Below are 26,419 nucleotides of genomic sequence, written 5' to 3' on the forward strand. Positions count from 1 at the left end.
AACGGCAGTTGCCCGCTTGCCCCTCCGTCCCGGAACCCTTGACAGGCCACAGACGCCTCCCTACTTTCACGGGGCAGGTGAAACGATTCATTGCCGAGTCGTATCGGAGCCGCATGGTGATCAGCAGAAGACGACTGCTCGGAACCACCGCAACCGTTCTGGGCACCACCCTGGCCGCGGGGCCCCTCCCCGCCGCCCGCGCCGCCACCCCCGCCCCGGCCGGGGCGAGCGCGGCGAAGGCGGCGCTGCGCGTCACCGCGCCGACCGTCGAGTACGTACGTCAGCCGCTGGGCCTCGACACCCCACACCCCAGGCTGAGCTGGCCCTTTGTCTCCGCCCGCCCCGGCGGGCGGCAGACCGCCTACCAGATACGGGTCGCCACCTCCCCGCACCGCCTGACCCGGCCCGATGTCTGGGACAGCGGCAAGGTGGTCTCGGAGCGGTCCGCCCTGGTGCCGTACGCGGGCCCGGCGCTCGCCTCACGTACCCGCTACCACTGGACCGTGCGCGTCTGGGACGCCGACGGCACCCCCTCCGCGTGGACCACCCCCTCCTGGTGGGAAACCGGACTGACCGCCCCCTCCGACTGGTCGGCCCGCTGGATCGGCGCCCCCGCCGCGCTGGTCTCCGCGCCCCCGCTGAACGGCGCCTCCTGGATCTGGTTCCCCGAAGGCGCCCCTGGCGCCAACGTCCCGGCGGCCACCCGCTGGTTCCGTACCCGGATCGACATCCCGCAGGGCGTCACCCGCGCCCGCCTCGTCCTGACCGCCGACGACGGCTTCACCGCGCTGGTGGACGGCGTCCAGGTCGCGCACACCGACGCCGACGGGCCCGCGGAGAACTGGCGCCGCCCCCTCGTCGCCGAAGTGACGGACGCGCTGCGCCCCGGCGCCCATGTGATCGCCGTGTCCGCCGTCAACGCGACGGAGAGCCCCGCCGGACTGCTCGGCCTGCTGGAGCTGACCACCGCCGACGGGGTCCGCGTCCTGCCCACCGACGCCACCTGGCGCACCACCGACCGGCAGCCCGCCGACGACTGGACCTCCACCGGCTACGACGACGCCTCCTGGCCCGCCGCCCAGGTCCTCGCCCCGTGGGGAGCGGACCCCTGGGGACGGATCAGCGTCTCGTACGCCCCGGCCGCCCAACTGCGCCACGAGTTCCGCCTCCCGCGCAAGACGGTCGCGCGCGCCCGGCTCTACGCCACGGCCCTCGGCCTGTACGAGGCCCACCTCAACGGCGAACGCGTCGGCGAGGACCGGCTCGCGCCCGGCTGGACCGACTACGGCAAGCGGGTCCAGTACCAGACGTACGACGTCACCGCCCTGCTCAGATCCGGCGGCAACGCGCTCGGCGTCACCGTCGCGGCCGGCTGGTACGCCGGGAACATCGCCTGGTTCGGCCCGCACAACTACGGCGAACGCCCCGCTCTGCTCACCCAGTTGGAGGTCACCTACACCGACGGCAGCACCGAGCGGGTGGTCTCGGGCACCGACTGGCGCGCGGCGACCGGTCCGGTCACCTCCGCCGATCTGGTGATGGGCGAGGAGTACGACGCCCGGCTGGAGACCGACGGCTGGACGCGCCCCGGATTCGACGCGACGGGGTGGCTGCCCGTCGACACCGCCGAGGGGGCACCGGCCGCGGTGGTCGCCCAGATCGACGCCCCCTCACGGGTGGAGACCCAACTCCGCGCCCAGCAGGTCACCGAGACCCGGCCCGGGGTCTTCGTCTTCGACCTCGGCCAGAACATGGTCGGCACGGTCAGGCTGACCGTCTCCGGCGCCGCGGGCACCACCGTACGGCTGCGCCACGCCGAGGTCCTGAACCCCGACGGCACCCTCTACACCGCCAATCTGCGCACCGCCCGCGCCACCGACACGTACACCCTCAAGGGCGGCGGCCCGGAGACGTACGAGCCTCGCTTCACCTTCCACGGCTTCCGCTACGTCGAGGTGACGGGCGTACGCGGCAAGTTGTCGCGCGACGCGGTCGTGGGACAGGTCATCCACACCTCCGCGCCGTTCACCATGGACTTCAGGACGAACGTCCCGCTGCTCAACCAACTGCACAGCAACATCACCTGGGGACAGCGCGGCAACTTCCTCTCCGTACCCACCGACACCCCCGCACGCGACGAACGGCTCGGCTGGACCGGCGACATCAACGTCTTCGCCCCCACCGCCGCCTACACCATGGAGTCGGCGCGCTTCCTCACCAAGTGGCTGACCGACCTGCGCGACAGCCAGCGGAGCGACGGCGCCCTCACCAACGTCGCGCCGGACATCGGCGGGGAGAACGTCGGCGCGGGGGCGGCCGGCTGGGGAGACGCCGGAGTCACCGTGCCCTGGGCGCTCTACCAGGCGTACGGCGACACCCGCGTCCTGGAGGAGTCCTGGGACTCGATGGTCGCCTGGCTCGACTACCTGAAGCGGCACAGCAGCGGACTCCTCCGCCCCGCCGAGGGGTTCGGGGACTGGCTCAACATCGAGGACGAGACGCCCAAGGACGTCATCGGCACCGCCTACTTCGCCCACAGCGCCGACCTCGTCGCACGGACCGCCGAGGTCCTGGGCGAGGACCCGGCTCCGTACACCACCCTGTTCGGGGCGGTCCGCGACGCCTTCCGCGCCGCGTACGTCTCCCCGAACGGGCGGATCAAGGGCGACACCCAGACCGCGTACGTCCTCGCCCTCTCCATGGACCTGCTGGCCGACGCCGACCGGGCCCCCGCCGCCGACCGGCTGGTCCAGCTCATCGAGGCCAAGGGAGGGCACCTGTCGACGGGGTTCCTCGGCACCCCGCGGCTGCTGCCCGTCCTCACCGACACCGGACACATCGACGTCGCGTACCGGCTGCTGCTCCAGCGGACCTTCCCCAGTTGGGGGTACCAGATCGACCAGGGCGCCACGACCATGTGGGAGCGCTGGGACTCCATCCGGCCTGACGGCACCTTCCAGGACGCCGGCATGAACTCCTTCAACCACTACGCGTACGGCTCGGTGGGGGAGTGGATGTACGCGCACATCGCGGGCATCGCCCCGGGCGCCCCCGGCTTCCGGAAAATCATCGTCCGGCCGCGTCCCGGCGGCGGGGTGACGGAGGCGAGCGGGCGCTTCGACTCCCTCCACGGACCGGTCACCACCCGCTGGAAGGCGGCCGACGGCGGCTTCCGGCTCACGGTCACCGTGCCCGCCAACACCACGGCGGAGGTCTGGATCCCCACCACGGACACGGCGCGCGTCCGCCACGGGGAGACGCGCTTCCTGCGGACCGCGGACGGCTGTGCCGTGTACGCCGCGGGACCGGGCAGCCACCACTTCGCGAGCTGAGACATGCTCGGGCCGGCCCTTCCCCGGACGGAAGGGCCGGCCTTCACCCGAGGCGGTCGCGCCGCGCGTGGGCGCCGCCCCGCGGGTAGGTGCACAGCAGGAAGATCGTGGCGAGAACGGCCACGGCCTGCGCCACGGCCGTCAGCCGCTTCTGGCCGAACCAGACGGGTTCGTACATGTTGGGGACCGGCCCCAGCGTCCCCACGTCGACATAGCGGTAGACCAGCAGGAGCGCCAGGCCGCCCGCCGCGACCAGCCAGGCGAAGACATCGCCCGGCACCCGCCGCCAGACCAGCACCAGCAGCGCCGCGAGCGCCGCCAGTCCGGCCTCGGCACGGAACAGGTCGCCCTGGCCGACCACGGCGGAGACGCCGTCGTACCGGTCGGCGAGATGGGCGTGCACATACGCGTCCACCGCCAGCCCGGCCGCGGCCAGCACTCTGGCCACGGCGCGCGGCGGACCCAGGGTCCGCCGCCGTCGCGGGGGCGCGGTGAACTGGTTCGAGAACATCGTTCCTCCCGGGCTCGGCGGCCCCACCCCCACTACAGGGCACGCCGGACGGCCGGGCCACCGGGGCGGAGCCGTCCGGCGTACCGGCCTCCGTACGTCCCCGCCCTGCCGAGGTACGTCCGCGATGGCCGTGCCCAGGGGGCCCGCTCCGCTGTTGACCTGATGGCGGGTCCGCGTGGTGACGCGCCGACGCGGTGACACCGCGGTGACGCAGTGAGGAGTCTGACGCAGTGAATCCGAGCGACAAGAGCCTGTGGAACCTGCCGGCCCCGCGCCCACGCCGCCGGATCGGCCGCTGGTTCGCGCTGGCGGCGGCGCTCGTCGTGCTGGGCACGGCCACCGCCGGAGGCTGGATCTACACCCGGCTCAGCGGCAACATCCACGGCGCGGGGGTGACCCGAGCGCTCGGCGACAACCGGCCGCGCGCCGCCCAGGGCGGCGAGAACATCCTGGTCATCGGATCGGACAGCCGGGCGGGTGCCGGTGACGCCTACGGCAGCGGACTGACCTCGATGCAGTCGGACACCCTGATGCTGCTGCATGTCGGCGGCAGCGGCCGGTGGGCCACGGTGGTCTCCTTCCCTCGTGACTCCTGGGTCCGGATCCCCGCCTGCGACCGGGGCGGCGGTGCCACCTCGGCCCCACACGACTTCAAGATCAACGAGGCGTTCGCGATCGGCGGCTCCGGCGGGGACACGGCCAGGGCCGCCGCCTGCACCATCAGAACGGTCGAACAGAACACCCGGGTACGGGTCGACCACTTCGTGATCGTGGACTTCCGGGGGTTCACCGGCATGGTCGACGCCCTCGGCGGCGTCGAGGTCTGCCCCACGGCGCCGATCCACGACACGAAGGCGGGACTGGATCTCGAAGCGGGCTGCCAGACGGTCAGGAACGAGCAGGCACTGGGATACGTACGGGCCCGCTACAGCCTCGGTGACGGTACGGACCTCGGCCGGATCGGCCGCCAGCAGGAGTTCATGCGGGCGCTCGCCGCCAAGGCGAAGGCCGCGCTGCACCGGCCGGCGGCGCTCTACCGGTTCCTCGACTCCGCCACGGGGGCGCTCACCACCGACCCCCGACTGGCGGGCCTCGCCCCGCTCCACGCACTGGCCTCCGGCCTCCGTGGACTGCCCACCGACCGGATCTCGTTCCTGACCGTGCCCAACTATCCCCGCCAGCGCGATGTGCCGGGCGACACGGCCAATGTCCTGTGGCACCCGGCCGCCGCCCGGACGCTCTTCACGGCGCTCACCCATGACCGGGAGCTGACCCGTGCCCGGCTCGAAGCGGCGACGCCTCCGCTGCCCCCGGCGGCGGGCACCGTGGCGGTGACCGTCCTCAACGGCACCGGTGTCCCCGGCAGGGCCCGTGCGACCGCCGAGCGGCTGCGGGCGCTCGGCTTCCGTATCGCCGCCACGGGCAACGCCCCCGTACCTGCCGGACGTTCCTCCCTCACCTACCCGGAGGGGCTCGCGGAGCAGGCGCGCACGCTGGCCGCGCGGCTCCCCGGGATGGAACCGGTCCCCGCCGGGGCGGCGGGCCTGGGGACGGTGACGCTCACGGTGGGCCCCGACCTGCCCGAGCCTCTGGGATGAACGGGGCGCCGGTGGTCAGCCCGGCCGGTGGAGGGCGACCAGGGTGGTGTACGCGCGCTGGAGGAACGCCTGGTCGACGGCCGGGGTGGAGTTCGCCAGCGCGACCACGGCGGTGCGCCGCTCCGGGACGAAGCCGGCGAAGGCGGTGAAGCCCCGGGTGGCGCCGGAGTGGTGGTACGCCGCCCCTTCCGGCCGGACGCGGATGTTCCAGACGAGAGCCAGCCGCCGGGTACCGCCGCGCAGGGCGAGCCGGGGCCGTACCGCCTCCGCGAGCGCGGCGCCCAGCGGCCCGTCCGCCGGGCCGCCGCGCGCCGGGCCCGCCGCCAGCGCGTCGAGGAAGGTCAGCAGTTCGGGCGCGCTGGAGCGGAGCGCGCCCGCGCCCGGAAGCCCGGGGATCAGCCAGGACGGGCGCGGGCGGCCGTGCCAGTACCCGGTGGCCTGCGGAACGCCGGGATCGCACCCGGTACGGCGCAGGCCGAGCGGGGCCAGCACGCGCTCGGCGAGGAGTTCCCCGTATCCCGGGCCGCCCGGAGCCGCCCGGGTGAGGAGATGACCGAGCAGCCCCACACCGAAGTTGGAGTACCGCACCCGCTCGCCGGGGCGGGCGCCCGGCCGGGTCCTGGCGAGGGAGCGCAGCAGATCGTCGGTGGTGAAAGCGGCGTACGGATTGGAGAACCACCGCGGCGCCGCCCCGGCGAGCAGACCGGGCGGCAGCCGGGGCAGCCCCGCGGTGTGCGTGGCGAGATGGAGCAGGGTGATGGGGCCGCCGCCGCGCTGCCGGGGCAGCGCCTCCGGCGGCAGGAAGCGGGCCAGCGGATCGCCGTACGCGACCTCGCCCCTGGCGGCCTGTTCGGCGAGGAGCAGCGCCGTGAAGCACTTGGTGAGGGACCCGATCTCGAACCGGGTGTCCGCCGTGACCGGTTCGCCGCCGCCGGACACCGTGGTGCCGTACGGCACCACGGCCCGCTCGTCGCCCCGGCGCAGCGCGATCACCACCGCGCAGGCGCCGGAGGCCGCCGAGGCCAGCGCGTCCGCGGGGGCGCGCGCCCACACCGGCGGTTCGCGTTCGCCACCGCCGTCCGCCGGCCGGACGGCCGGCGCGGGTGCGCTCACCGCTCGCCGCCGAGGGCGCGCGCGACCGTGAGCGTGCCGGCGACGGCCGCCACCACGGTGGTGTGGTGGTGGGCCCCGAAGCGTTCGGCCGGGTCCCCCTCGACGGGCGCGCCGTCCCGGGGGAGCAGCCCGTCCTCCTGCTGGACGGCGGCCAGCCGCGCCCAGTCGGCCGGGTCGATGTGCGGCTCGGGCAGACAACCGCCCACGATCATCAGCTCGGCCACCAGGTCCCATTCGCCGATCTCGGTCCAGATGTCGATCCAGGCCGGCAGCCAGCGGCCGAGGTAGCCGGCCAGATCGGCGGGGAGGTCCCCGGGCAGACGTCCCCAGTCGGTGATGTGGAAGACGGTGTGCGTCATGTTGTACGCGGTCATCCAGTCGATGAGCCACGGCTCGGGGAGCGCGCCCAGCCAGGTCTCCCGGGTCAGCCGCTCCCAGTCGGCGGCGCGCCCGCCTCCGTCGAAGCCGCTGATGCGGGCCGCGTTGGCGACGGCGAGACGCCGGTTGGGCACCATCTCCATGGCGCGCGCCGAGCGCAGCGAGGTGGTGTGGTCGAGCAGCCGGTCCAGTTCGTCGTGGCGGTAGCCGCTGCGCGCGAAGTGCGCGTACGTCTCCAGCGGATCGCTCATCAGCGGGTAGCGCAGCAGCCGCTCGTGGAGCATGTCCCCGCCGCCGAGCTGCTTCCAGGTGAAGTCCAGCAGCTCGCGGGCGAGCCGTAGCTCCGTACTGCCGGCCACCGCCTCCCGCAGGACCAGCGAGGCGGCGAGCGCGGTCTCGCCCAGCGGCTTGTAGACGGTGTCGGGTTCGGCGAGTTCGGCGGTGGTGTCGGGCGGGAGCGCGCCGTGCTCGCGGTGGGTGTGGAGCCAGCCCAGGGCCCGCAGGCTGACATGGTGGGCGGTCTGTGTGACGGACATGGCCATCGGGTCTCGGTCCGATCGGGGCGGTTCGGCGGGGTGCGGGGCGGGCGGCGGCCGGGGCCGCCGGGGTCATACGGTGAGCAGCCTGCGGGCGATCGCGGTGTCCAGCGCGAGCCGGTCGCCGCCCGCCAGCAGGGAGATGTGCTCCACGAGTGGCGCCGGGTCGAGCGGTGTCCGTACCCCGTCGCTGTGCAGCCAGGCGAGCCAGCGCACGATCCGGGCGGCGGTCGGGTAGTCCCGGCGCAGTACGGCGCGGGTCGCCCCGCGTGCCAGACCGAGCGGGGAGCTGCGCGCCGCGTCGTGGACCGGGCCGTCTAGTCCTGGCAGGGCCAGGGTGGAGAGCTGGCCCATCGTCACGGACCAGGCGGCCCAGGCGTCGCCGTCCCCGGCGGCCGGTCCGGCGGGCGGGGGAGGCGCGGGTTGAACGGCCGTGAGCCGCCCGTCGGTTCCTCGGACCCTGCCCCCGCCGGTCTCCCCGGACAGCACGGCCAGCAGGGTGATGGTGCCCCAGTCGCGCCAGGCCATCAGCCAGGGGTTCGCGGGTCCGGCGGGCGGCGGCGGGGTGACATCCCGCGCGGGCGGCAGGGCGGTGAAGGCCAGCGTGACCGCCTCCGCGTCCCGCGGGTGGACGGGGGCTCCGGCGAGCAGGGCGGGGGCGAGGGCGTCCGCGCCGAGGATCCTGATGGCGGCCAGCGCGGCGCCGGGATCCGGTGCGCTCTCGACGTGTTCGGCGACCATGGCGGTGCCCTCGGCGCCCCGAAGGGCACCGAGGGCACGTCGTGCCAGGCCGGCCGCGGATTCTTGATAGGAGGTCTGCGACCGGTCGGGGCTCATCGGCCCTTCGGCTCCTTGGGCTCCTTCGGGGACAGAAGGGCCAGCAGCAGCAGAACGCCGCCCGCTTCCGGCGCGTACACCGGGGCGTCGCTCAAGGGTGCCTCGGGTTCGGCCATCGCCGTACCCAACGCGTCGGTGTCCAGAGTGATTTCGGTCGGCCTCATGGTCTGAGAAAGCATGGTGGGCTCCTCATGTAGATGCCATCGCCCTTTCTGGGCTATGCCGAGGCCAACTTTAGGCATAGATCGATAAATCAACCAGTTGGGACAATAGTTTGATAGTTCATTCCGTATGTCCGTTCTAGGTCGACCGTCCGTCAGGGACGTGGAAGGGGACCGTGGTCACCACGATTTTCGGCAGCGGCCGGAGCGCGCGCCGCAGCCGCCCCGCCAGCCGGCTGTGCAGGACGCGATGCCACCAATGGCGTACGACGATCTCCGGGATGATGACGGTGATGGTCAGATCCGGTCGCTGATGGTGCAGCGATTCCACATAGCTGATCAGGGGGGTGACGATCGCTCGGTACGGGGAGACGATGATCCGCAGCGGCAGATGGTCGCCCCACAGCAGCCAGTCGGCGCGGAACTCTTCGGCGTCCTCGTCGCTCGGACTGACGTGCAGCGCGAGGACGGGCTGCTGGAGCGAGGCGGCGTAGGCGAGGGCGCGCATGCTCGCCCGGTGCAGCGAGTCCAGCGCCACGACGGAGAGATGACGGATCTCCTCGGGCGACTCCTCCGGCTCCGCGTCCCGCGTGCTCTCCGTGCTCCCCGTGCTCTCCGTGCTCTCCGTGCTCCCCGTGCTCCCCGTGCTCTCCGTGCTCTCGGGGGCTCCGGCGCTCCCGGCCCCGGTACTCCCCACGACCTCCGTACTCCCCGTGACCTCCGCACCCCCCGCGTCCCCGGCTTCCCGGGCCGGCCGTGACTCCCCGCCCGCCAGCGGCGCGATCGTACGGCTCGGGATCTCGATCTGCTGCGGTCGCAGCCGCAGCGCCTCGGCCACCCGCGCGTAGTGGCGGTGGATCCGCGTCGTCGCCAGCAGGAACAGCCCGACGACGAGGATCGCGAGCCAGGCGCCCTCGGTGAACTTGGTGATGCCCGCCGTGATGAAGACGAGCGCCGACAGCACGGCGCCGGTGGCGTTGAAGCCGAGGCTCTTGCGCCAGTGCCGCTCCCTTCCGCGCCACCAGTGCACCACCATGCCGCTCTGCGACAGGGTGAACGCGAGGAACACCCCCACCGCGTACAGCGGGATCAGCGTCGCCGTGTCGCCGTCGAACGCCACATAGACGAGCGCCGCCGCCACGGAGAGCACGATGATGCCGTTGCTGAACGCCAGCCGGTCGCCCAGCCGCAGAAAGATACGCGGCGCGTGACTGTCGCGCGCCAGCAGGAAGAGCACCCGGGGGAAGTCGTTGTACGCGGTGTTCGCCGCGAGCAGCAGCACCAGCGCCGTCGCCGCCTGGGTGAAGACATACATCCCGCCGGAGCCGAAACTGCGGTGGGCGAGCTGGGAGAGCACCGTCTCGTCCGACCGGGGGACGACCCCCTCCAGATGGACCATCGCGACCGTGCCCGCGAACAGCGCGATCAGCAGACCGATCATCCAGGACAGCGTCGTCCGCGCGTTGCGCCAGGCGACGGGCTTGAACGCGGGGACGGCGTTGGAGATCGCCTCGATCCCGGTCATCGCCGTCGACCCCGACGCGAACGCCCGCATCACCAGCAGCAGCCCCACCCCCTCCACCGCGTGCAGCGGCGGATGCGCAACCGGCTCGAAGCCGCGCCCGGCCGCGTCGTACAGACCGAACGCCACCAGCGAGACGACGGCGGTGATGAAGGCGTACGTGGGCGCCGCGAAGAGCGCGCCCGCCTGCCGGACCCCCCGCAGGTTCCCCGCCAGCAGTACCGCGATGACCAGCACCCCGATCGGCACGACGTCCCCGGAGAGGCCGGGGAGCGCCGAGGTGACCGCGGCCATCCCCGACGACACCGAGACCGCCACGGTGAGGATGTAGTCCGTCATCAGCCCGGCCGCCGCCACCAGCCCGGGGATCCGGCCCAGATTGTCCGTCGCGACGATGTACGAGCCGCCGCCGCGCGGATACGCGCGGATGGTCTGACGGTACGACAGCCCCACGGCCAGCATCAGGAGGACGATCGCCAGCGCCACGGGCACCGAATAGGCCAGCCCCGCCGTACCGCCCAGGACCAGCACCGCGAGCAGCGCCTCGGGACCGTACGCCACCGACGACAGCGCGTCGGCCGAGAGCACCGGCAGCGCCACCACCTTGCGCATCCGCTCCCGGACGATCGCCGTGGACCGCAGCGGCGCGCCCAGCACCGCCCGGCGCAGCCGGGCACCGGCCCCGACGACGGGGGCGGGTGCCTCACGGCCCACGTCCGCCACCGCTCCCGGCGGTCCGCCGACCGTGGTGACATGGACGAACCGGCCGAAGCGCGGCGCCACGATCTGTCCGGGCTCGGGGTAGCTGCCCAGGTCCGGGTCGACGGGCAGCGCGCCCCGCCAGGCGGCCGGGGCTGCGGACGCCCGCCCCCACTCCTGCCCGATCAGGCGCAGTGTGTCGTCGTCTCCCCGGGTTGCTTGAGTATCCGTCACGCCGTCGAGTCTCTTCGCCGGGCCGCGCCCACCGCCCCGACTGGCGCCCACGACACACACGCGCGCACGGCGACAACCCGTACGGCCGAACCGAATGGATCCGGTCACGCCGGGTGACCGGATGGGTGCGGGGTGACCGGAAACCTCGGTTTAACGGAGGCGCAACCGCCCGGACCCGGACCGCCGCGACAGTGACTGGCAACTGTTTACAGACCTTCCTGAACAGGGAGAACGCCAGTAGGGAGCAGTCCGGTGAGAGTTGGAACCACGCGAACAGCCGCGGTGTGCACGGCTGTTGTCCTGATGGCCGTCCTGTCCGCTTGTGGCGGATCGGGGTCGGCGGCGCCCGCCGGACCGGCCGAGGTCTCACCCCCGAAGAACCTCACCTCGTCCGGCACCCTCACCTATGGCACGGCCGCCACCTTTCCGCCCTTCGAGTCCAAGGCTGCCGACGGCAAGCTCCAGGGCTTCGACATCGACATGATCGCCGCCCTGTCGCAGTCGATGGGGCTGAAGCCCAAGGCCCTGGACATCGACTTCGACGGCCTCATCCCGGCACTGGCCGGCAAACGGACCGACATCATCAACTCGGCCATGTACATCACGCCCGAGCGGGAGAAGCAGGTCGACTTCGTCCCCTACCTCGTCATCGGGGAGACCCTGCTCACCCCGTCGGGCAACCCGAAGAAGATCTCCCGGGTGCCCGAGGACCTCTCCGGGCGGACCGTCGCCGTCACCCGGGGCGCGATCGGCGAGACGTACATGAACGAGTTCAACGAGGAGCTGAAGAAGCGGGGCCGCGCGCAGATGAAGATCATGTCTCTGCCGAACAACCAGGACGCGATGCTCGCCGTGCGGAGCGGCCGGGCCGACGCCTTCGACACCTCCACCCCGGGAGCCGCCGCCGCCCTCGCCGGGACCAAGGGCACGTTCACCCTCGCGGCGACCTTCAAGAACGAGACGAAGATCGGCATAGCCGTCCGCAAAGGGGACACCGCGACCGCCACCGCCGTCAGAAAGGCGCTGGACCGCTTCGTCCGCGGCGGTGGCTACGCCGACCTCATGACCCGGTACGAACTGCCCAAGACCTCCGACTACTTCACCGCCTCCGCCGCGGCGTCCCCCGCCACCTCCACCCCGGCTGGTGGATCGTGACGGGATTCCTGGACAAGGCGGTCTCCGCCGACTTCCTCACCGCCTCCCTGCTGACCTTCGTCCTGACGGTCCTGTCGATGGCCCTGGGCATCGCGGGCGGTGTGCTGCTCGCGCTGGTCAAGGGGGCCAGGTTCGCCCCGCTGCGGTGGCTCGCGGACGCCTACATCTGGTTCTTCCGGGGCACACCCGTCCTGCTCCAGCTCATCTTCGTCTTCAACGTGCTCCCGCTGTGGGGGCTGAGCCTGTCTCCGTTCACCTGCGCCGTGATCGCGCTCAGCCTCAACGAGGTCGCCTACATGGCGGAGATCGTACGAGGCGGACTGCTCGGCGTGGACAAGGGCCAGCGCACCGCCGCCCATATGCTCGGGCTCTCCGAGACGGGCATCCTGCGCTGGGTGGTCCTCCCGCAGGCGACCCGGCTGATCCTGCCGCCCACCGGCAACCAGTTCATCGGGATGCTCAAGACCTCGGCGCTGGCCTCCGTCGTCAGCGTCCAGGACCTGATGCTCACCGCCCAGCGGCAGGCCGCCGCCGACTTCGACTACGTCGGGTCCCTCGGCGCCGCCGCCGTCCACTACCTCGTCCTGACCACGGTGTTCACCCTCGCCCTACGGCAGGTGGAGCGACGCCTCGACATCGGTCGGCGCGCCTCGGCCCGCCGCGCCGGGAACCTCGTCCCCGGTCCCGCCGCGGCCCTCGACCCGGCGGCCCGATGACCACCGCACGGCCGGCGAGCACCGCCGTCACGACCGGCCTCGCGGCCACAACCCCCACCGGAGAGGGCACCGCCATGAGCACCACCGCACCGGGCGCCGCCGTGACCACCAGGGGACGGACCGTCCTCGTGGCGGAGAACCTGGGCCGTAGCTACCACGGCAACGCCGTGGTCAGCGGGGTGGACCTGACCATCCCGGCCGGCCAGACCGTCGCCGTCCTCGGCCCCTCGGGAGCCGGCAAGTCCACCATGCTGCGCTGTCTGGCCGGGCTCGAACCCCTGGAGACCGGCAGCGTGGGCTTCCAAGGCGAGCTGCTCTCGAAGGCCGGCGCCGCACCGCGCTCGGTCGGCGGCCGGATCGGCATGGTCTTCCAGCAGTTCAACCTCTTCCCGCATCTCACCGCCACCGAGAACGTCGCCCTCGCCCCCGTCCGGGTCCGGGGCGTCCCCCGGCAGCGGGCCAGGGAGGAGGCCCACACCCTGCTGGAGCGGGTCGGGCTCGCCGAGCGCCGCGACCACTACCCGTACGAACTCTCCGGCGGCCAGCAGCAGCGCGTCGCCATCGCCCGCGCCCTGGCCATGCGCCCGGAGCTGATGCTCTTCGACGAGCCCACCTCGGCGCTTGACCCCGAGTTCACCCGCGAAGTGCTCGCCGTCATGCGGGATCTGGCCGACAGCGGTATGACCATCGTCGTCGTCACCCACGAGATGGGCTTCGCCCGGCAGAGCGCCGACCGCGTCGTCTTCATGGCCGACGGCCGGATCGTCGAGGACGGACCCGCCGAAACGATGTTCAAGGCGCCCCGGCGGGAACGGACCCGCGCCTTTTTCGAGCAGATCCTCGGAGAGTAGGACCATGACCACGCCACCCCCTCCGGGACGCCTCCACACCACGCGCCCGCACGCCCCCTGGAGCCTGCGCAAACAGGACTGGGCCTACCAGCAACTGCGCGAACGCATCCTCACCGGCGACCTCGCGCCCGGCCAGCAGCTCAGCCAGGAAGCCCTCGCCGGTGAACTCGGCATCAGCCGCGGCCCCTTGCGCGACGCGCTGTCCCGGCTGGCCGCCGAACACCTGGTCGTGGACCGCCCGCACCAGAAGTCCGTCGTCGCGGAGGTCTCCGTCGCGGACGCCCGGGACATCTACAACGGCCGTGCCGCCCTGGAGAGCGTCCTCGCGGCGGCGGCGGCCCAGACGGACCGGGCTGCCCTGGCCGCCGACTTCGGCCTGCTGCTGGAACGCCAGCGCATCGCCGTCTCCCTCGGCGACACCGCACAGGTACGCCTGCTCGACCGGCAGTTCCACGACGCCCTCTACACCCTGGCCGCCATGCCCGCCACGCTGGCCGCGCTCGACCAGCTCCGCGCGAAGAGCGACCGTTACGTCGCGCTCTACCTGGCGGACGCCCACCGCGCGCAGAACTCCGTGGACGAACACACCGCCATCCTCGACGCCTTCCTCGTCGGCGACGCCGAACGGACCGCCGCGCTCACCCGCACCCATGTCCTGGGCGGTCTCGGCGTCCTGACCGGATCCATCGATCAGCAGCCCGTCACCCTCTCGGACCGGGGCCGGCCCGGGCCCCTGCCCCCACCGACTCCCCTCTCGACGCCCGCTCCGACCCACGCGCAACAGTGAGGAACCAGATCGTGAACCACCAGCCCGAGGCCATCGCACGACTCTCCCTGCCCGAACACACCGCACGACTCGGGATGTCCGTACGCGATGCCGAACGCCAGTTGGAGGACGCGCCGGGGCCGGACGTCCTCCTCGACGCCACCTACGCCGACACTCACCGCTTCCCCGCACCCGAGTGGGCGCTGCCCACCTTCACCGCCGCGGCGGGGGGCGACGGCATGACCTACACCCCCTACCGCGGAGACCGCGCCGTACGCGAGGCCGTCGCCCACAACGTCTCCACCGGACTCGGCATCCCCGCCGCGGGACCCGCCGACGTGATCCTCACCCCCGGCACCCAGGGCGCGCTGTTCACCGCGCTCGCCGCGATCCTCTCGCCCGGCGACCTGGTTCTGCTCCCCGACCCCGACTACCTCTCCACCGAACGGATGCTGCGCTACTTCGGCGCCCGCGTCCGCCGTATCCCGATGATCTGGCCGGACGAGTCCACCGGCGGCGCCAGGACCCGCCCCACCCTGGACCTTCAGGCCCTGGAGGACGCCGCCGCCGAGGGACCGCGCCTGATGGTCTTCTCGCACCCCAACAACCCGACCGGCGCCATCTACGGCGAGGAGACGATCGAGGCGATCGCGGACGCCGCCCGCCGCCACGACTTCACCGTCATCGCCGACGAGCTGTACTGCCGGCTCGTGTACGAGGGCGAGCGCTTCCACCACCTCGCCGCCTTCGACGGCATGGCCGAACGTACGGTCACTCTGCTCGGCCCCTCCAAGACCGAATCCCTGTCGGGTTACCGGCTCGGCGTCGCGGTCGCGCCCACCGCGCTGGTCGACGCGATGGAGGACGTTCAGTCCTGCACCGCGCTGCGCGCCCCCGCCTACGCACAGCACCTGCTGGCGCGCTGGATCGCGGAGGACGGCGACTTCCTCGACCGGCGGCTCGTGGAGTACCAGGCGCTGCGCGACACCACCGTCAAGAAGATCAATGCCTCCTCGGTGCTGCGGGTCAACGCGAGCTACGGCACGGCGTACCTCTTCCCGGAGGTCCTGACCGGGGCGAGCGACCAGGCCGTGGCGCTCGCGCTGAAGGAGCACGCCGGGGTCGTCGTCAACCCCGGCTACCAGTTCGGTCTCGCGGGCACCGGCCGGATGCGGCTCTGCTTCGCCCAGGAGGAGACCGTGTGGGACGCGGCGCTCGACCGCCTCATCGAGGTCGTGGGCTCCCTGGACCTCGCGTGACCACCGCTTCCGCGGCGGTGACCGGCGCCGCGTACGGTGTCGTCGGGCTGCCCCTGCGGCTGAAGCTCCGCCACCACGCCGTCGACACGGCGGAGCTGACGGAGGTCTTCCTCCGGATCCGGCTCGCGGACGGGGCGACCGGTTGGGCCGAGACCCGGGGCAACGGCGCGTACGCCACCCACCACACGGCCGGTTCCATCACCGCCGCGCTGGGCGGGCTGCCCCCGGCCGGCGACCAGGCCTGGGCCGATCCCGCCGCGCTCGCCACGCGCCTGGCCGCCCACTGCCCGCCGGCCGCCGCGCTGCTGGACATCGCCCGGCGCGACGCGGTGGCCCGCTCCCGGGGTCTGCCCCTGTGGGCGACGCTGACGGCACCGCGCGGCCGGGACGGTACGGGGGCGGGAGCCGGCCGTACGGAACCGGCCCCCGCCTCCGTACCCGCGGGCCCCGCGCACCCGCCCCTGCCGACCCACGCTCCGATCGGCTTCGGCACACCGGAGGAGGCCGCCGCGCTGGCGACCGCCGCCGCGGAGGCAGGCTTCGGCCGGGTCAAGATCCGCGTCGGCGGCGACCAGGACCGCGACCGGGCCCGGGTGGGCGCCGTTCGCCGAGCCGTCGACCGCGTCACCGGCGCCGGTACGGTCACACTCGCCGCCGACGCCAACGGAGGCTGGGACGTGGCCACCGCCCGCGCCGCCGCCCGATGGCTCGCCGACCACGGCGTCGCCTGGCTGGAACAGCCCACCCCGCCCGGCGACCTGGCGGCGATGGCCGCCGTACGTACGCACTCGCCCGTGCCCCTCTGGGCCGACGAGTCGGTGCGCGACGCGGCCTCGGTGCACGCCCTCGCCGATGCCGGCGCCGCCGACGGCGTCCATCTCAAGCTGGAGAAGGCGGGCACCGTCGACGCGCTGGCGGCGGCCGTCGGCGCGGCCCGCTCCCGCGGACTCGCCGTCGGCCTCGGCCAGATGGACTGCGGACGCCTTGGCTGCGCGACCACCGCCCACCTTGCCGCCGGCCTCGCCGTCGAGGTGGCCGAACTCTGGGGCTGCGCCCACCTCGCCCACGATGTCACCGACGGCCTCACCCTGCACCGGGGCGCCGTCCGGCTGCCGGACGGCGCGGGTCTCGGCGTACGGGTCGGTGTGGACCCGGCGGAGCTGACCCCCGTGGGCACCGTCCCCGCACACCCCTGAGCCCACCGGACCGAGCAAGGACATTCTCGACATGAGCACCACTGGAACCACCACCACTGCCGTCGGCGGCGGCACGTCCGGCACCACCGTGGACGTGACCGCCCTTCTCACCGCCATGGTCGCCTGCGACTCCACCACCCCCACAGGCGAGGAGGAGTCCACCGCCGCGCTCCTCGCCACCGCGCTTTCCGGCGCCGGTTTCGCGGTGGAGACCGAAGAGCTGGCCCCCGGGCGCGTCAACCTCACCGCACGCCGCCGCTTCGGCGCGGGCGGGCCCGTCCTCATGCTCAACTCGCATCTCGACGTCGTCCCCGCGGGTGCCGGCTGGACCAGCCCGCCGTTCACCCCCACCCTGCGCGACGGCAAGCTGTACGGCCGGGGCACCGCGGACGCCAAAGGGCCCCTGGCCGCCATGGCGTGCGCCGCGATCGAGGTGGCGCGGGCGGCCGACGCCGGCACCGGCCCCACCCGTGGGGAGATCGTCTTCTCCGCCGTGTCGCAGGAGGAAGGCGACTCCCTGGGCGCCCGCCATCTCGTACCCCTGCTGGTCCGCGAGGGCAGGCTGCCCGACGCCGTCATCATCGGGGAGCCCACCGGGATGCGGCTGCTGACCGCGCACAAGGGCTCGGTCCGCCCGGTCGTCGAGGTCGTCGGCCGGGCCGCGCACGCCGCCACCCCGGCCCAGGGCGTCAACGCCGTGACCGCCGCCGCCACCGTGATCGCCGTGCTGGAGCGGTACGCCGCCTCCCTCGCCGCCCACATCCACCCGCTGCTCTCCGCACCCACCTGCACCCCCGTACTCATCGAGGGCGGCGAGGCCCCCAACGCCGTCCCCGAACGCTGCCGGATCACCCTGGACCGGCGGCTGCTGCCCGGCGAGACCCAGGAGTCCGTACTCGCCGAGGTCGGCGCCGTCCTCGCGGAGTTCAACGCGGGCGCGGCGGACGGCGGGCACGGCGCGAGCGCCTCCGTCGTCGCGTGCGCCCCGAGCACCGGCGGCCCGTCCGAGACCCCCGACGACCATCCCTTCGTGACGCTGTGCCGCCGGGCGCTGGCGGCGGCCGGGGCCGACGACACCCTGGGCGGACTCACCGTCAACTGCGACATGACGCACTTCAGGGCGGCGGGCGTACCGGCCCTGGTCTGCGGACCCGGCCGGCTCGACGTGATGCACGCTGTCGACGAACACATCGTCCTCGGCGAACTGGTCGACTCCGTCGGCCTCTACCGGGCCGTCCTCATCGAAGCGCTCTCCGCCGCGGGCGGGAGCGGGGAGGGGCCGGTATGGAGCTGAGGATCGCCCTCGGCCAGGCGCCGAGCGTCCCCGGAGACCTCGCCGCCAACCTCGCTCTGGCCGCCCGGCTGACGGCCGAGGCGGGGAGGCGCGGAGCCCGCGTCCTGGCCCTGCCCGAGCTGTTCGCCTGCGGATACGACCCGGAGGCGATCGCCGCCGACCCCGCGGGCCACTGCCTCACCCCGCCGCCCGACGGGACGGCGCCCGCCCCCGGCTCGCCGCTCGCCCCCCTCGCGGAGGCGGCGGCCGCAGCCGGGGTCTGGGTCCTCCTCGGTTCCGCCGTCGCCATGTCGGGCCGGCCGCACAACGCCCTGCTCGTCCTCGACCCGGCCGGCGCGGTGCGCGGCCACTACGGCAAGACCCACCTCTGGCAGGGCGAACGCGACGCGTTCGACCCCGGCACCGGACTCGTTCTGATCGAGGACGGCGGGGTCTCGGTCGGCCTCGGCATCTGTTACGACGCCGGCTTCCCCGAGCTGACCCGTGCCTACGCCCGGGCCGGCGCCCACGCCGTGCTGTTCGGCTCGGCGTTCGCCACCGGACCGACCGCGTACCGCTACGGCGTCTACCACCCGGCACGGGCGGTCGAGAACACGGTCTGCGTGCTGGTCGTCAACGCGGTCGGCGACCTCGCGGGGGAGCACTACTTCGGCCGCAGCGGGGCGTGGGGCCCCGACGGCCGGCCGCTGGCCCGCTGCGCGGACGACCTGAGCGAGCTGCGCGTCGTCACCGTATCGGTCCGGGAGACGGCGGCCGTACGGCGTGGGTTGCCGTACCTCGGCGATCTGCGCACCGATCTGCTGGGCGATCCGCCACCGCCCCCGCTGACCCGTATCTCCGTCCCCCTGCCCCCGCGCCGGCCTTCCTGCTGACCCCGGCCACACCACCCCAGGAGCACTCCATGACCCCCGTCTTCCCCGCGACCGAGTACGACCGGCGGCTGACCACGCTGCGCGCCGCCCTCAAGGAGAAGGAGCTGGACGCGGTCGTCGTGCACACGCCGGAGAACGTCTGCTACCTCTCCGGCCACGCCACGCCCGGCTACTACACGTACCAGTGTCTGATCGTCACCGCCGACGGCGAAGCGGCCCTGCTCATGCGGGAGACCGAGACCGTCAACGCGGCCGAGACCACCTACTTCGAACGGATCACCGGCTACCCGGACAGCTCCGACCCAGTACGGGCCACGGCCGCCCTGCTCGCCGAACTCGCCCCCGGCGCACGGGCGGTCGGGGTCGAGGCACGCTCCTGGTTCCTGCCGCCCGAGCCCTTCCTGCGGCTCGGCGGTCTGCTGGAGGCCGCGGGCGCGCGGGTGACCCATATCGACGACGTGCTGGCGGCGGCCCGGCTCATCAAGTCGCCGCTGGAGATCGAGCGGATCAGGGCCGCCGCGCGGAGCACCAACGCGGGCATGGCCGCGGCGGCGGCAGCCGCGGTCCCCGGCGCGTCCGAGCGCGACGTGGCCGCCGCCGCGTTCGGCGGGCTCATCTCGTCCGGCTCCGAGTACTTCGGCATGGAGCCGTTCGTCGCCTCGGGGCCGCGCGCCGGCACCATCCACGCGAGCTGGACCGACCGGGTCATCGGCGGAGGCGAGGCCGTCCTGCTGGAGATGTCGGCGACCACCGGACGCTACAACGCGCCCCTCATGCACACCGTATGGACCGGCGCGCTGACGGGTGAGGCCGCGGCCATGGCCCCGGCCTGCGCGGCGGCCAGGGACGCGGCCCTGGCCGAGGTCGTTCCCGGCGGCTCACCGGCGGCGGCGCACGCGGCGTGCAAGACGGCCATCGCGGACGCGGGTCTCGCCCACACCTACCGCAAGCGGAGCGGCTACTCCGTCGGGATCGCCTTCGCGCCGGACTGGGGCGAGGGCCACCTGCTCTCCCTCGGCGAGAACGAACAGTGCCTCTTCGCCCCCGGCATGGTGGTCCACGTCGTCCCCACGCTGCGGCTGCGGGACACCGCCGGTATCGGCTTCTCCGCGACCGTCCTGATCACCGAGAGCGGACACGAGGTCCTCACCTCCTGCGACACGGAGCCGGGCCGGTGAGCCGTACGGTTCCGGACGCGCCCGTCCCCGCGGGCGACTACGCCGCCGCGCGCGTGGCCGGCGGACTGGTCTTCACCGCCGGGATGACCCCGCGCGCTGGCGGCGCCGTCCTCACGGCCGGGATCCTCGGCGCGGACCTCTCCGCCGAGGACGCCGTCCCGCTGGCCGCGCTCGCCGCGGAGCGCGCCGTCGAGGCGGGCCGGGCGGCGGCGGCCCGAGCGGGAGTGCGGCTCGGCCCCGCGCTCTCCATGACCGTCCATCTCGCCGCGACCTCCGCCTTCACCGCGCACAGCCGGGTCGCGGACGGCGCCAGCTCCCGTGTCCGCGAACTGCTGGCTGGTCCGCCCCCGGCCCGTACGGCCGTCGGAGTGGCGAGCCTGCCGTCCGGCGCCCCGGTGGAAGTGACACTCGTCCTCGCCACGGAGGTTTGCTAGCGGTCGTTCACTCGTTCAGGGGGCACACCGCATAACCACCGGTGAAACCCTGGTCGCTCGGGACGACGACGGGGCAGGGGCGCGGACGCGACCTGTGTGGACCATTCCGCGCGGCGCAGCCAAGACGGGAACGGGGCGGCGCCGCGCGGTGGCCCCCGGCGGTCCCGCGCGGCTACGAGGCGGTCTTCGGCAGCCCCGGCGGGTTCAGCTCCGAGGACGGTACGGCCTCGTCCCCGAGCCCCCAGCGCTTCAGGACCTCGTGGTACGTCCCGTTCCCGATCACGGCGTTCAGCGCCTCGTGGACGGGCTTGATCAGGCCGTTGTCCTTCTTGGTGGTGGCCGCGATCTTCCCCTGGAGCGCGTCCCCGGCCCCCGAGAACGTACCGACGATCTCGGTCTGTCCGGTGGAGGCCGCATGGTAGGCGGCGACCGGGTTGGGGCCGAAATAGGCGTCGAGCCGGCCGGAACCGAGCGCCAGGTAGTAGTCGCTGGTGTTCTGGTAGATCTTGATGTCGGTGGGCTTCAGCCCCTTCGCCACATTGGACCTGCTCCAGTCGACCAGCACCTTCTCCTGGTTGGTGCCGGAGGCCACGCCGATGGCCTTGCCCGCGACATCGCGCGGCCCCCTCACTTGCCAGCCGGCCCCCTTCTTCGCCTCGAACGCGATGTTGTCGAGCCGGTAGGTGGCGAAGTCGTACTTCTCCTTGCGCTCCTCGGTCACCGTGATGTTGCTGAGTCCGAGATCGTACTTGCCGCTGTCCAGCCCGACGAAGATGTTCGCCCAGTCGACCGGGTGGTAGCGCAGCTTCAGCCCGAGAACGTCCGCGACGAGCGAGGCGATGTCAGGCTCCACCCCGATCACGGTCCGGTCGTCGGTGGCGTAGAACGTCAACGGGGGTACGGAACCAGCCGCGTTGACAACATCCAGGGTGCCCTTCGTGCGGATCTCCGCGGGGACGAGCGCGGCGATGGAAGCCACCTTGGAGGTGGACACCCGCTTCTGGTCGGGGCCCAGATCGATCTGGACGCCCGCGCCGGAACCGGCCGGGGCGGGGCCGCCGCCCGGTCCGGAACCCGTGCCGTCGGCCGGGTTGCCGCAGGCGGTGAGCGAGAGTGCGGAGACGAGGCCGAGCAGGGCGGCGGTGATACGGACATGACGTCGGGGCGGCACGGAACGACTCCTTGACGGGGGTGGACGGAGAGATACAGAGGCAAGGACAGGGAGAGAACGCCGGCGGGTCTCAGAGGACCTTCGACAGAAAGGCCTTGGTCCGTGCGTGGCGCGGCCGGTCCAGTACGTCCGTGGGCGGACCCTGCTCGACGATCACACCGTCGTCCATGAAGACGACGGTGTCGGCGACCTCACGGGCGAAGCCGATCTCATGGGTGACGACGATCATGGTGGTGCCGCAGCGGGCCAGGTCCTTGATCACATCGAGGACCTCGCCCACCAGCTCGGGATCGAGCGCGGAGGTCGGCTCGTCGAAGAGCAGCACCTTGGGCTCCGGCGCGAGGGCGCGGGCGATGGCCACGCGTTGCTGCTGGCCGCCGGAGAGCTGGCGCGGATAGGCGTCCGCCTTGTCGCCGAGCCCCACCCGTTCGAGCAGCGCCGCGGCCTGCGCGAGCGCTGTCGCGCGAGGCCGGCGCAGCGCCGAGACCGGTGCCTCGATGATGTTCTCGACCACCGTGAGATGCGGGAAGAGATGGAAGTTCTGGAAGACGAATCCGATGTGCAGACGCTGCTTCAGGACCTCCCGCTCCTTGAGTTCGTACAGCTTGTCGCCGGAGCGGCGGTAGCCGATCAGCTCGCCGTCGATGGTGATGCGGCCGCGGTCGAGCTTTTCGAGATGGTTGATGCCGCGCAGCAGGGTCGACTTGCCGGAGCCGGACGGGCCGAGGACGACGGCGACCTCTCCGGCGCCCACCTGGAGATCGACCCCGCGCAGCACTTCGAGGGGCCCGAAGCTCTTGTGGACGCCGCGTATGTCGACCATCGGACGGGCACCGGCCGGGGCCGGGTGCGTCGGCGCGGAGACGGGGACCGTGCTCATTTCTGGAAACCTCCGGTGGCGGCGGCGGTCCGCATCCTGTGGGTGAAGGCCCTGGCCCGCTGGAGCGGGGTGGGCGGGGGAATGCGCTCGGCGCCGCGCGCGAAGTGCCGCTCCACGTAGTACTGGACGACGGAGAGCAGGGTGGTCAGCAGGATGTACCAGACGGTGGCGACCATCAGCAGCGGTACGACTCGTCCGTTCCTGCCGTAGATGACCTGAACCTGGTAGAACAGCTCACCGATGGCCATCACCGAGACGATCGAGGTGCCCTTGAACAGCGAGATCACCTCGTTCGCCGCGTTGGGCAGGATCCCGCGCATCGCCTGCGGCAGCAGAATGCGCCGGAGCTGGCGCGTCCGGGGGATGCCCAGCGCCGCCGCGGCCTCCAACTGCCCGCCGTCGACCGAGATGATCCCGCCGCGGACGATCTCCGCGGCATAGGCGGCCTGGTGCAGCGCCAGACCGATGACGGCGGCCGAGAGCGCGCCGACCAGATGCATCGTGTCGAAGCTCCACAACACCGGGCCGAAGGGGATACCGACCCCCAACTCCTTGTAGAGATAGGCCAGGTTGAACCAGAACAGGAGCTGGACGATCAGCGGGATGGAACGGAACGCCCAGATGTACGTCCAGGCGACGGTCTGGAGGATCACACTCCTGCTGAGCCGCATGAAGGCGAGGACCACGCCGAGCGCGAAGCCCAGCGCCGTTCCGTAGAGGGTGAGTTGGAGCGTGACCCAGACGGCCTTGAGGACCGTGTCGGCGGTCAGGTAGAGGAAGAACGTGTCCCACTCCCAGCCCGGGTTGGTGACCAGGCCATGGGTGAACTGGGATACGAGGACGAGCGCGGCCACACCGGCCGCCCAGCGCCAGTAGTGGCGCGCCGGAACGACGGTGAGCGTCGTCGACTCGTCCTCGTAGGGGACCTTGTACGAAACCGGAGAGGGGGCCGGCGGCGAGACGTTCATCAGAGGCTCCTTCCGGTCACTTCTGCTCGGGGGGACTGATCCGGGACTCCTCGATGGCGGACTCCCGTGTCCCCCACTTGTCGAGAATCTTGCGGTACGTACCGTCCTGGATCAGCTCGTTGACGGCCGCCTGGAACGCCTTCAGCAGCGGGGACCCCTTCTTGAACGCGAACCCCACGTCGAGCCGGTGGTACTCGTTCAGGAACCGTGTCCCGGCGGCGGGCTGGGCCGCCTGGTACCGCAGCCCGTTGATCGTCGACATCACCACGTCGACCCGGTTCTGCTGGAGGCTGGTGAGCAGCGACCCGTTGTCCGAGTAGACGTGCACCTGGTACGGCTTCCCGCCCTTGGCGGCGCAGACCTTCTTCTCGGCTTCGAGTGTGGCCTCGAACGTGGTCCCCGCGCCCACCCCGATCGACTTGCCGCACAGCTGGTCGAGTCGGGTCACCTTGCCCAGGCCCGTGTCGTCCTCGCGGACGGCGAACCCCTGCCCGTCGTTGATGTACGTGACGAAGTCGATCGTTCTCCGGCGCTCGTCGGTGACACCGAAGTTGCCGGTGCCCACGTCGTACTTCCCGCTGTCGAGCGCGGGCAGGATCGCGTCGAAACTCGCCTGCTGCCGCGTCAGCCGCACCCCCAGCAGTGTGCCGACGGCGTCGGCGATGTCGACGTCCTGGCCGGCCGGGACCTTGCTCGACGCGCTCGGGAAGTAGGAGCTGGGTGGCGCGCCCACGGAGGCGCCGAGTGTGAGCGTTCCGCGCTCGCGCACCTCCTCGGGCAGCAGCTTCGCCAGCTGGGGGTTCTTCTTCAGCGCGGCGGTGACGTCCGAGGAGGGCGCGGCGGCGCCGGCCTCCTCCCCGCTCGCCCTGTCCGAACCGCAGCCTGTCAGGAGCGGCAGGATCAGGGCGGCCGTCAGTACGCCCGCGGCGGCGCGGCGCGCGGGCCAAGGCCGGCCCGGGATCAGGGTGGGCACGCGGTCATCCCTCTCTTTCGTCGGAGCCTGGGGCGGGCGTCTCGGCGGGTCTCCCGGCGGATCTTCCGGGGCGGCCCGTGCCGGGGCCACGAGCCGCTTCCCGAACGCCAGCGGGCCGATGGTCTCCGGGTCCGCCGCCGTGTCGAACAGCGGTGTGTACCCCGCCGCCAGATAGAGCGCCCGTGCCTCCGGCTGGCGCGGTCCGGTGGTGAGATGGATCCGGCGGTAGCCGCGTACGGCCGCGAGGCGTTCCAGCTCCGCGACGACCCGCCGCGCGAGACCGCGCCGCCGGTGCGCGGAGTGGGTCCAGATCCGCTTCAGCTCCGCGGTGTGCTCGTCGTAGCGGCGGAACGCGCCCCCGGCGACCGGCACACCGTGCTCCAGCATGAGCAGCAGCTCGCCGTGCGGCGGGGCGAACTCCTCGGCGGGATAGCGGGCCAGCTCGCCGTGCGCGTCCTTGCCGTACCGCGTCGAGTACTCGTTCCCCAGCTCCTCCAGCATCGGCCGTACCAGCGGATCCGAGACCACGGTCCGCCGCCAGGCCGGCCCGCGGGGCCGGGCGACGGAGGTCATCGGGCCGCCTCGGCCAGGGTCTGCGTACCGCGCGGCGCGCCCGCCGCCTCCCGCCTGGCGACCTCGACGCGCACCAGCGGGATGACCTGGCGTCCGAAGTCGATGGCGTCGCCCAGCAGGTCGTACCCACGGGCCGAGATGATGTCCACACCGAGGTCGTAGTAGTCCAGCAGCGCCCGGGCGACCGTCTCCGGCGTGCCGACCAGCGCGTTGGAGTTGCCCGCGCCACCGGTCGCGGCGGCCGTCGGCGTCCACAGGGCCCGGTCGAACCGCTCGCCCGATTCGGCGATCGCGATCAGCCGCTGCGCCCCGGTGTTCTCCGGGGCGAGCCGGGAGTGGTGCCGTACGAGCGCCCCGGAGCCCTGCGCGGTACGGTCCTTGATCGCCGCGACCGTACGGTGTGCCTTCTCCCAGGCCAGCTCCTCGGTGGGGGCGATGATCGGCCGGAAGGCCACCTGGAAGCGCGGCGGCGTACGTCCGGCTGCCCGCGCGGCGGCCTTCACCGCCTCGATCTGCTCCGCCGTTCTCGCCAGCGGCTCGCCCCAGAGGGCGTAGATGTCGGCCTCGGCGCCGCCCGCCGCGTACGCCGCGGGTGAGGAGCCGCCGAACGAGACGTCGGGGCGCGGCTTTTGGACCGGGAAGACATCGCTGACGAAGTCGTGGAACCGGTAGTGCTCGCCCTCGTGGTCGAAGGGCTCGTGCGAGGTCCAGATCCGCTTGACGATCTCGATGTACTCCCGGGTGCGGGTGTAGCGCTGGTCCTTGGTGAGCGTGTCGCCCTCGCGGCCCTGCTCGTGGTCGTTGCCACCGGTGATGAAGTGGACGGTGAGACGCCCGTCGCTGATCCGGTCCAGAGTGGCGAAGGTCTTCGCGGCGAACGTCGGGTACGAGACGTTCGGCCGGTGCGCGAGAAGGATCTGCAGCCGGTCCAGACGGGAGGCGATGTACGCGGCGGCCGGCGCCGGGTCGGGCGAGCCGGAACCGTACGCGAAGAGCACCCGGTCCCAGTCGTGGTCCTCGTGGGCGCGGGCGAGCTTGAGTGTGTACTCCTTGTCGAACGAGGCGCCGGAACGGGGTGTTGTCTCCGACCCGTTGTGGGTGGCGGCGATACCGAGGAACTCCACAGGCATGACGGACCTTTCGTACGGAGCCGGGGCGCGGCGGGGCAGGGGGAAGGCATGCCGAACCGGCCCCGTGGCAGGGAGACATGTG

Annotated in this window: 23 protein-coding genes and 1 pseudogene; 12 read left to right on the plus strand and 12 right to left on the minus strand. The window is 72.7% G+C overall.

The annotated features are described in order from the left end of the window. Nucleotides 1–116 precede the first annotated feature (116 nt). Nucleotides 117–3,332 carry an alpha-L-rhamnosidase gene (locus ACIQ7D_RS04050; protein WP_403933815.1) on the plus strand — a complete coding sequence of 1,072 codons (3,216 nt, stop codon included), beginning with the start codon at nt 117–119 and terminating at the stop codon, nt 3,330–3,332. Between the two features lie 43 nt (nt 3,333–3,375). On the opposite strand, the gene ACIQ7D_RS04055 is transcribed toward ACIQ7D_RS04050, so the two are convergent. Next, nucleotides 3,376–3,843, minus strand: coding sequence for a hypothetical protein (locus ACIQ7D_RS04055; protein WP_403933325.1), 468 nt, complete (start codon nt 3,841–3,843; stop codon nt 3,376–3,378). A 230-nt stretch (nt 3,844–4,073) separates the two neighbouring features. Here ACIQ7D_RS04055 and ACIQ7D_RS04060 point away from each other — a divergent pair, with 230 nt between their 5' ends. Then, the gene (locus ACIQ7D_RS04060) at nt 4,074–5,441 is read left to right on the plus strand and encodes an LCP family protein (protein WP_403933326.1); all 1,368 of its coding nucleotides are present in this window, start codon (nt 4,074–4,076) and stop codon (nt 5,439–5,441) included. Between the two features lie 15 nt (nt 5,442–5,456). Here ACIQ7D_RS04060 and ACIQ7D_RS04065 read toward each other — a convergent pair whose 3' ends face one another. The 5 genes from ACIQ7D_RS04065 to ACIQ7D_RS04085 form a co-directional block, all read right to left on the minus strand. Then, entirely contained in the window at nt 5,457–6,554 is a 1,098-nt protein-coding gene (locus ACIQ7D_RS04065; protein ID WP_403933328.1) for a serine hydrolase domain-containing protein, read from the minus strand. Continuing rightward, complete coding sequence (locus ACIQ7D_RS04070) at nt 6,551–7,474, minus strand: DUF6895 family protein (RefSeq protein ID WP_403933330.1); 924 nt, start codon at nt 7,472–7,474, stop codon at nt 6,551–6,553. Before ACIQ7D_RS04070 ends, ACIQ7D_RS04065 begins: the two co-directional genes overlap by 4 nt. Nucleotides 7,475–7,540: 66 nt before the next feature. Beyond that, nucleotides 7,541–8,305, minus strand: coding sequence for a hypothetical protein (locus ACIQ7D_RS04075; protein ID WP_403933332.1), 765 nt, complete (start codon nt 8,303–8,305; stop codon nt 7,541–7,543). Further along, nucleotides 8,302–8,469, minus strand: a complete 168-nt coding sequence (locus ACIQ7D_RS04080) for a hypothetical protein (RefSeq protein WP_403933334.1) — start codon at nt 8,467–8,469, stop codon at nt 8,302–8,304. Before ACIQ7D_RS04080 ends, ACIQ7D_RS04075 begins: the two co-directional genes overlap by 4 nt. A gap of 136 nt (nt 8,470–8,605) precedes the next feature. Continuing rightward, the gene (locus tag ACIQ7D_RS04085; RefSeq protein ID WP_403933816.1) at nt 8,606–10,600 is read right to left on the minus strand and encodes an amino acid permease; all 1,995 of its coding nucleotides are present in this window, start codon (nt 10,598–10,600) and stop codon (nt 8,606–8,608) included. A gap of 624 nt (nt 10,601–11,224) precedes the next feature. Here ACIQ7D_RS04085 and ACIQ7D_RS04090 point away from each other — a divergent pair. The 10 genes from ACIQ7D_RS04090 (at nt 11,225) to ACIQ7D_RS04135 (ending at nt 20,642) form a co-directional block, all read left to right on the plus strand. Next, nucleotides 11,225–12,076, plus strand: coding sequence for an ABC transporter substrate-binding protein (locus tag ACIQ7D_RS04090; RefSeq protein WP_403933336.1), 852 nt, complete (start codon nt 11,225–11,227; stop codon nt 12,074–12,076). Beyond that, nucleotides 12,073–12,792: an amino acid ABC transporter permease gene (locus ACIQ7D_RS04095; RefSeq protein WP_403933338.1), complete on the plus strand. Its 720-nt coding sequence runs from the start codon at nt 12,073–12,075 to the stop codon at nt 12,790–12,792. The genes ACIQ7D_RS04090 and ACIQ7D_RS04095 overlap by 4 nt, the downstream gene beginning before the upstream one ends. A 74-nt stretch (nt 12,793–12,866) precedes the next feature. Beyond that, nucleotides 12,867–13,643: an amino acid ABC transporter ATP-binding protein gene (locus tag ACIQ7D_RS04100; RefSeq protein WP_403933340.1), complete on the plus strand. Its 777-nt coding sequence runs from the start codon at nt 12,867–12,869 to the stop codon at nt 13,641–13,643. A 4-nt stretch (nt 13,644–13,647) separates the two neighbouring features. After that, entirely contained in the window at nt 13,648–14,430 is a 783-nt protein-coding gene (locus tag ACIQ7D_RS04105; RefSeq protein ID WP_403933342.1) for a GntR family transcriptional regulator, read from the plus strand. Nucleotides 14,431–14,441: 11 nt separating this feature from the next. Further along, a complete protein-coding gene (locus ACIQ7D_RS04110; protein WP_403933344.1) occupies nt 14,442–15,668 on the plus strand; it encodes a pyridoxal phosphate-dependent aminotransferase in 1,227 nt (408 codons plus the stop codon). Continuing rightward, nucleotides 15,665–16,864: a mandelate racemase/muconate lactonizing enzyme family protein gene (locus ACIQ7D_RS04115; protein WP_403933346.1), complete on the plus strand. Its 1,200-nt coding sequence runs from the start codon at nt 15,665–15,667 to the stop codon at nt 16,862–16,864. The genes ACIQ7D_RS04110 and ACIQ7D_RS04115 overlap by 4 nt, the downstream gene beginning before the upstream one ends. Nucleotides 16,865–16,895: 31 nt before the next feature. Continuing rightward, nucleotides 16,896–18,158 carry a M20 family metallopeptidase gene (locus ACIQ7D_RS04120; protein WP_403933347.1) on the plus strand — a complete coding sequence of 421 codons (1,263 nt, stop codon included), beginning with the start codon at nt 16,896–16,898 and terminating at the stop codon, nt 18,156–18,158. Beyond that, nucleotides 18,149–19,030 (plus strand): carbon-nitrogen hydrolase family protein, encoded by an 882-nt coding sequence (locus ACIQ7D_RS04125; protein WP_403933349.1) that lies wholly within the window; start codon nt 18,149–18,151, stop codon nt 19,028–19,030. The genes ACIQ7D_RS04120 and ACIQ7D_RS04125 overlap by 10 nt, the downstream gene beginning before the upstream one ends. Before the next feature lie 29 nt (nt 19,031–19,059). After that, entirely contained in the window at nt 19,060–20,208 is a 1,149-nt protein-coding gene (locus tag ACIQ7D_RS04130; RefSeq protein WP_403933350.1) for a M24 family metallopeptidase, read from the plus strand. Further along, complete coding sequence (locus ACIQ7D_RS04135) at nt 20,205–20,642, plus strand: RidA family protein (RefSeq protein ID WP_403933352.1); 438 nt, start codon at nt 20,205–20,207, stop codon at nt 20,640–20,642. Before ACIQ7D_RS04130 ends, ACIQ7D_RS04135 begins: the two co-directional genes overlap by 4 nt. Before the next feature lie 172 nt (nt 20,643–20,814). On the opposite strand, the gene ACIQ7D_RS04140 is transcribed toward ACIQ7D_RS04135, so the two are convergent. The 6 genes and pseudogenes from ACIQ7D_RS04140 to ACIQ7D_RS04165 form a co-directional block, all read right to left on the minus strand. Continuing rightward, the gene (locus ACIQ7D_RS04140) at nt 20,815–21,813 is read right to left on the minus strand and encodes an ABC transporter substrate-binding protein (protein ID WP_403933353.1); all 999 of its coding nucleotides are present in this window, start codon (nt 21,811–21,813) and stop codon (nt 20,815–20,817) included. 70 nt (nt 21,814–21,883) lie between these two features. Next, on the minus strand, nt 21,884–22,693 hold the full coding sequence (locus ACIQ7D_RS04145; RefSeq protein WP_403933355.1) for an amino acid ABC transporter ATP-binding protein: 810 nt from the start codon (nt 22,691–22,693) through the stop codon (nt 21,884–21,886). Then, complete coding sequence (locus ACIQ7D_RS04150) at nt 22,690–23,661, minus strand: amino acid ABC transporter permease (protein WP_403933357.1); 972 nt, start codon at nt 23,659–23,661, stop codon at nt 22,690–22,692. Before ACIQ7D_RS04150 ends, ACIQ7D_RS04145 begins: the two co-directional genes overlap by 4 nt. A 16-nt stretch (nt 23,662–23,677) precedes the next feature. Next, nucleotides 23,678–24,622 (minus strand): ABC transporter substrate-binding protein, encoded by a 945-nt coding sequence (locus ACIQ7D_RS04155; protein ID WP_403933818.1) that lies wholly within the window; start codon nt 24,620–24,622, stop codon nt 23,678–23,680. 96 nt (nt 24,623–24,718) lie between these two features. Next, nucleotides 24,719–25,207: pseudogene (locus ACIQ7D_RS04160) on the minus strand (GNAT family N-acetyltransferase); the annotation flags it as partial. Then, a complete protein-coding gene (locus ACIQ7D_RS04165) occupies nt 25,204–26,337 on the minus strand; it encodes an LLM class flavin-dependent oxidoreductase (RefSeq protein ID WP_403933358.1) in 1,134 nt (377 codons plus the stop codon). The gene ACIQ7D_RS04165 and the pseudogene ACIQ7D_RS04160, both read right to left, overlap by 4 nt. Nucleotides 26,338–26,419 lie beyond the last annotated feature (82 nt).

Origin of the sequence: Streptomyces sp. NPDC096310 (assembly GCF_044763125.1) — a bacterium.
In the GTDB taxonomy this organism is placed as follows: domain Bacteria; phylum Actinomycetota; class Actinomycetes; order Streptomycetales; family Streptomycetaceae; genus Streptomyces.

Bases quoted from the DNA above. Each gene is read 5' to 3' on its own strand.
- ACIQ7D_RS04070 (WP_403933330.1), bottom strand. From the start codon at position 7,474: ATGGCCATGTCCGTCACACAGACCGCCCACCATGTCAGCCTGCGGGCC.
- ACIQ7D_RS04165 (WP_403933358.1), bottom strand. From the start codon at position 26,337: ATGCCTGTGGAGTTCCTCGGTATCGCCGCCACCCACAACGGGTCGGAG.
- ACIQ7D_RS04105 (WP_403933342.1), top strand. From the start codon at position 13,648: ATGACCACGCCACCCCCTCCGGGACGCCTCCACACCACGCGCCCGCAC.
- ACIQ7D_RS04100 (WP_403933340.1), top strand. From the start codon at position 12,867: ATGAGCACCACCGCACCGGGCGCCGCCGTGACCACCAGGGGACGGACC.
- ACIQ7D_RS04125 (WP_403933349.1), top strand. From the start codon at position 18,149: ATGGAGCTGAGGATCGCCCTCGGCCAGGCGCCGAGCGTCCCCGGAGAC.
- ACIQ7D_RS04075 (WP_403933332.1), bottom strand. From the start codon at position 8,305: ATGAGCCCCGACCGGTCGCAGACCTCCTATCAAGAATCCGCGGCCGGC.
- ACIQ7D_RS04130 (WP_403933350.1), top strand. From the start codon at position 19,060: ATGACCCCCGTCTTCCCCGCGACCGAGTACGACCGGCGGCTGACCACG.
- ACIQ7D_RS04055 (WP_403933325.1), bottom strand. From the start codon at position 3,843: ATGTTCTCGAACCAGTTCACCGCGCCCCCGCGACGGCGGCGGACCCTG.
- ACIQ7D_RS04090 (WP_403933336.1), top strand. From the start codon at position 11,225: ATGGCCGTCCTGTCCGCTTGTGGCGGATCGGGGTCGGCGGCGCCCGCC.
- ACIQ7D_RS04150 (WP_403933357.1), bottom strand. From the start codon at position 23,661: ATGAACGTCTCGCCGCCGGCCCCCTCTCCGGTTTCGTACAAGGTCCCC.
- ACIQ7D_RS04085 (WP_403933816.1), bottom strand. From the start codon at position 10,600: ATGCGCAAGGTGGTGGCGCTGCCGGTGCTCTCGGCCGACGCGCTGTCG.
- ACIQ7D_RS04145 (WP_403933355.1), bottom strand. From the start codon at position 22,693: ATGAGCACGGTCCCCGTCTCCGCGCCGACGCACCCGGCCCCGGCCGGT.
- ACIQ7D_RS04080 (WP_403933334.1), bottom strand. From the start codon at position 8,469: ATGAGGCCGACCGAAATCACTCTGGACACCGACGCGTTGGGTACGGCG.
- ACIQ7D_RS04120 (WP_403933347.1), top strand. From the start codon at position 16,896: ATGAGCACCACTGGAACCACCACCACTGCCGTCGGCGGCGGCACGTCC.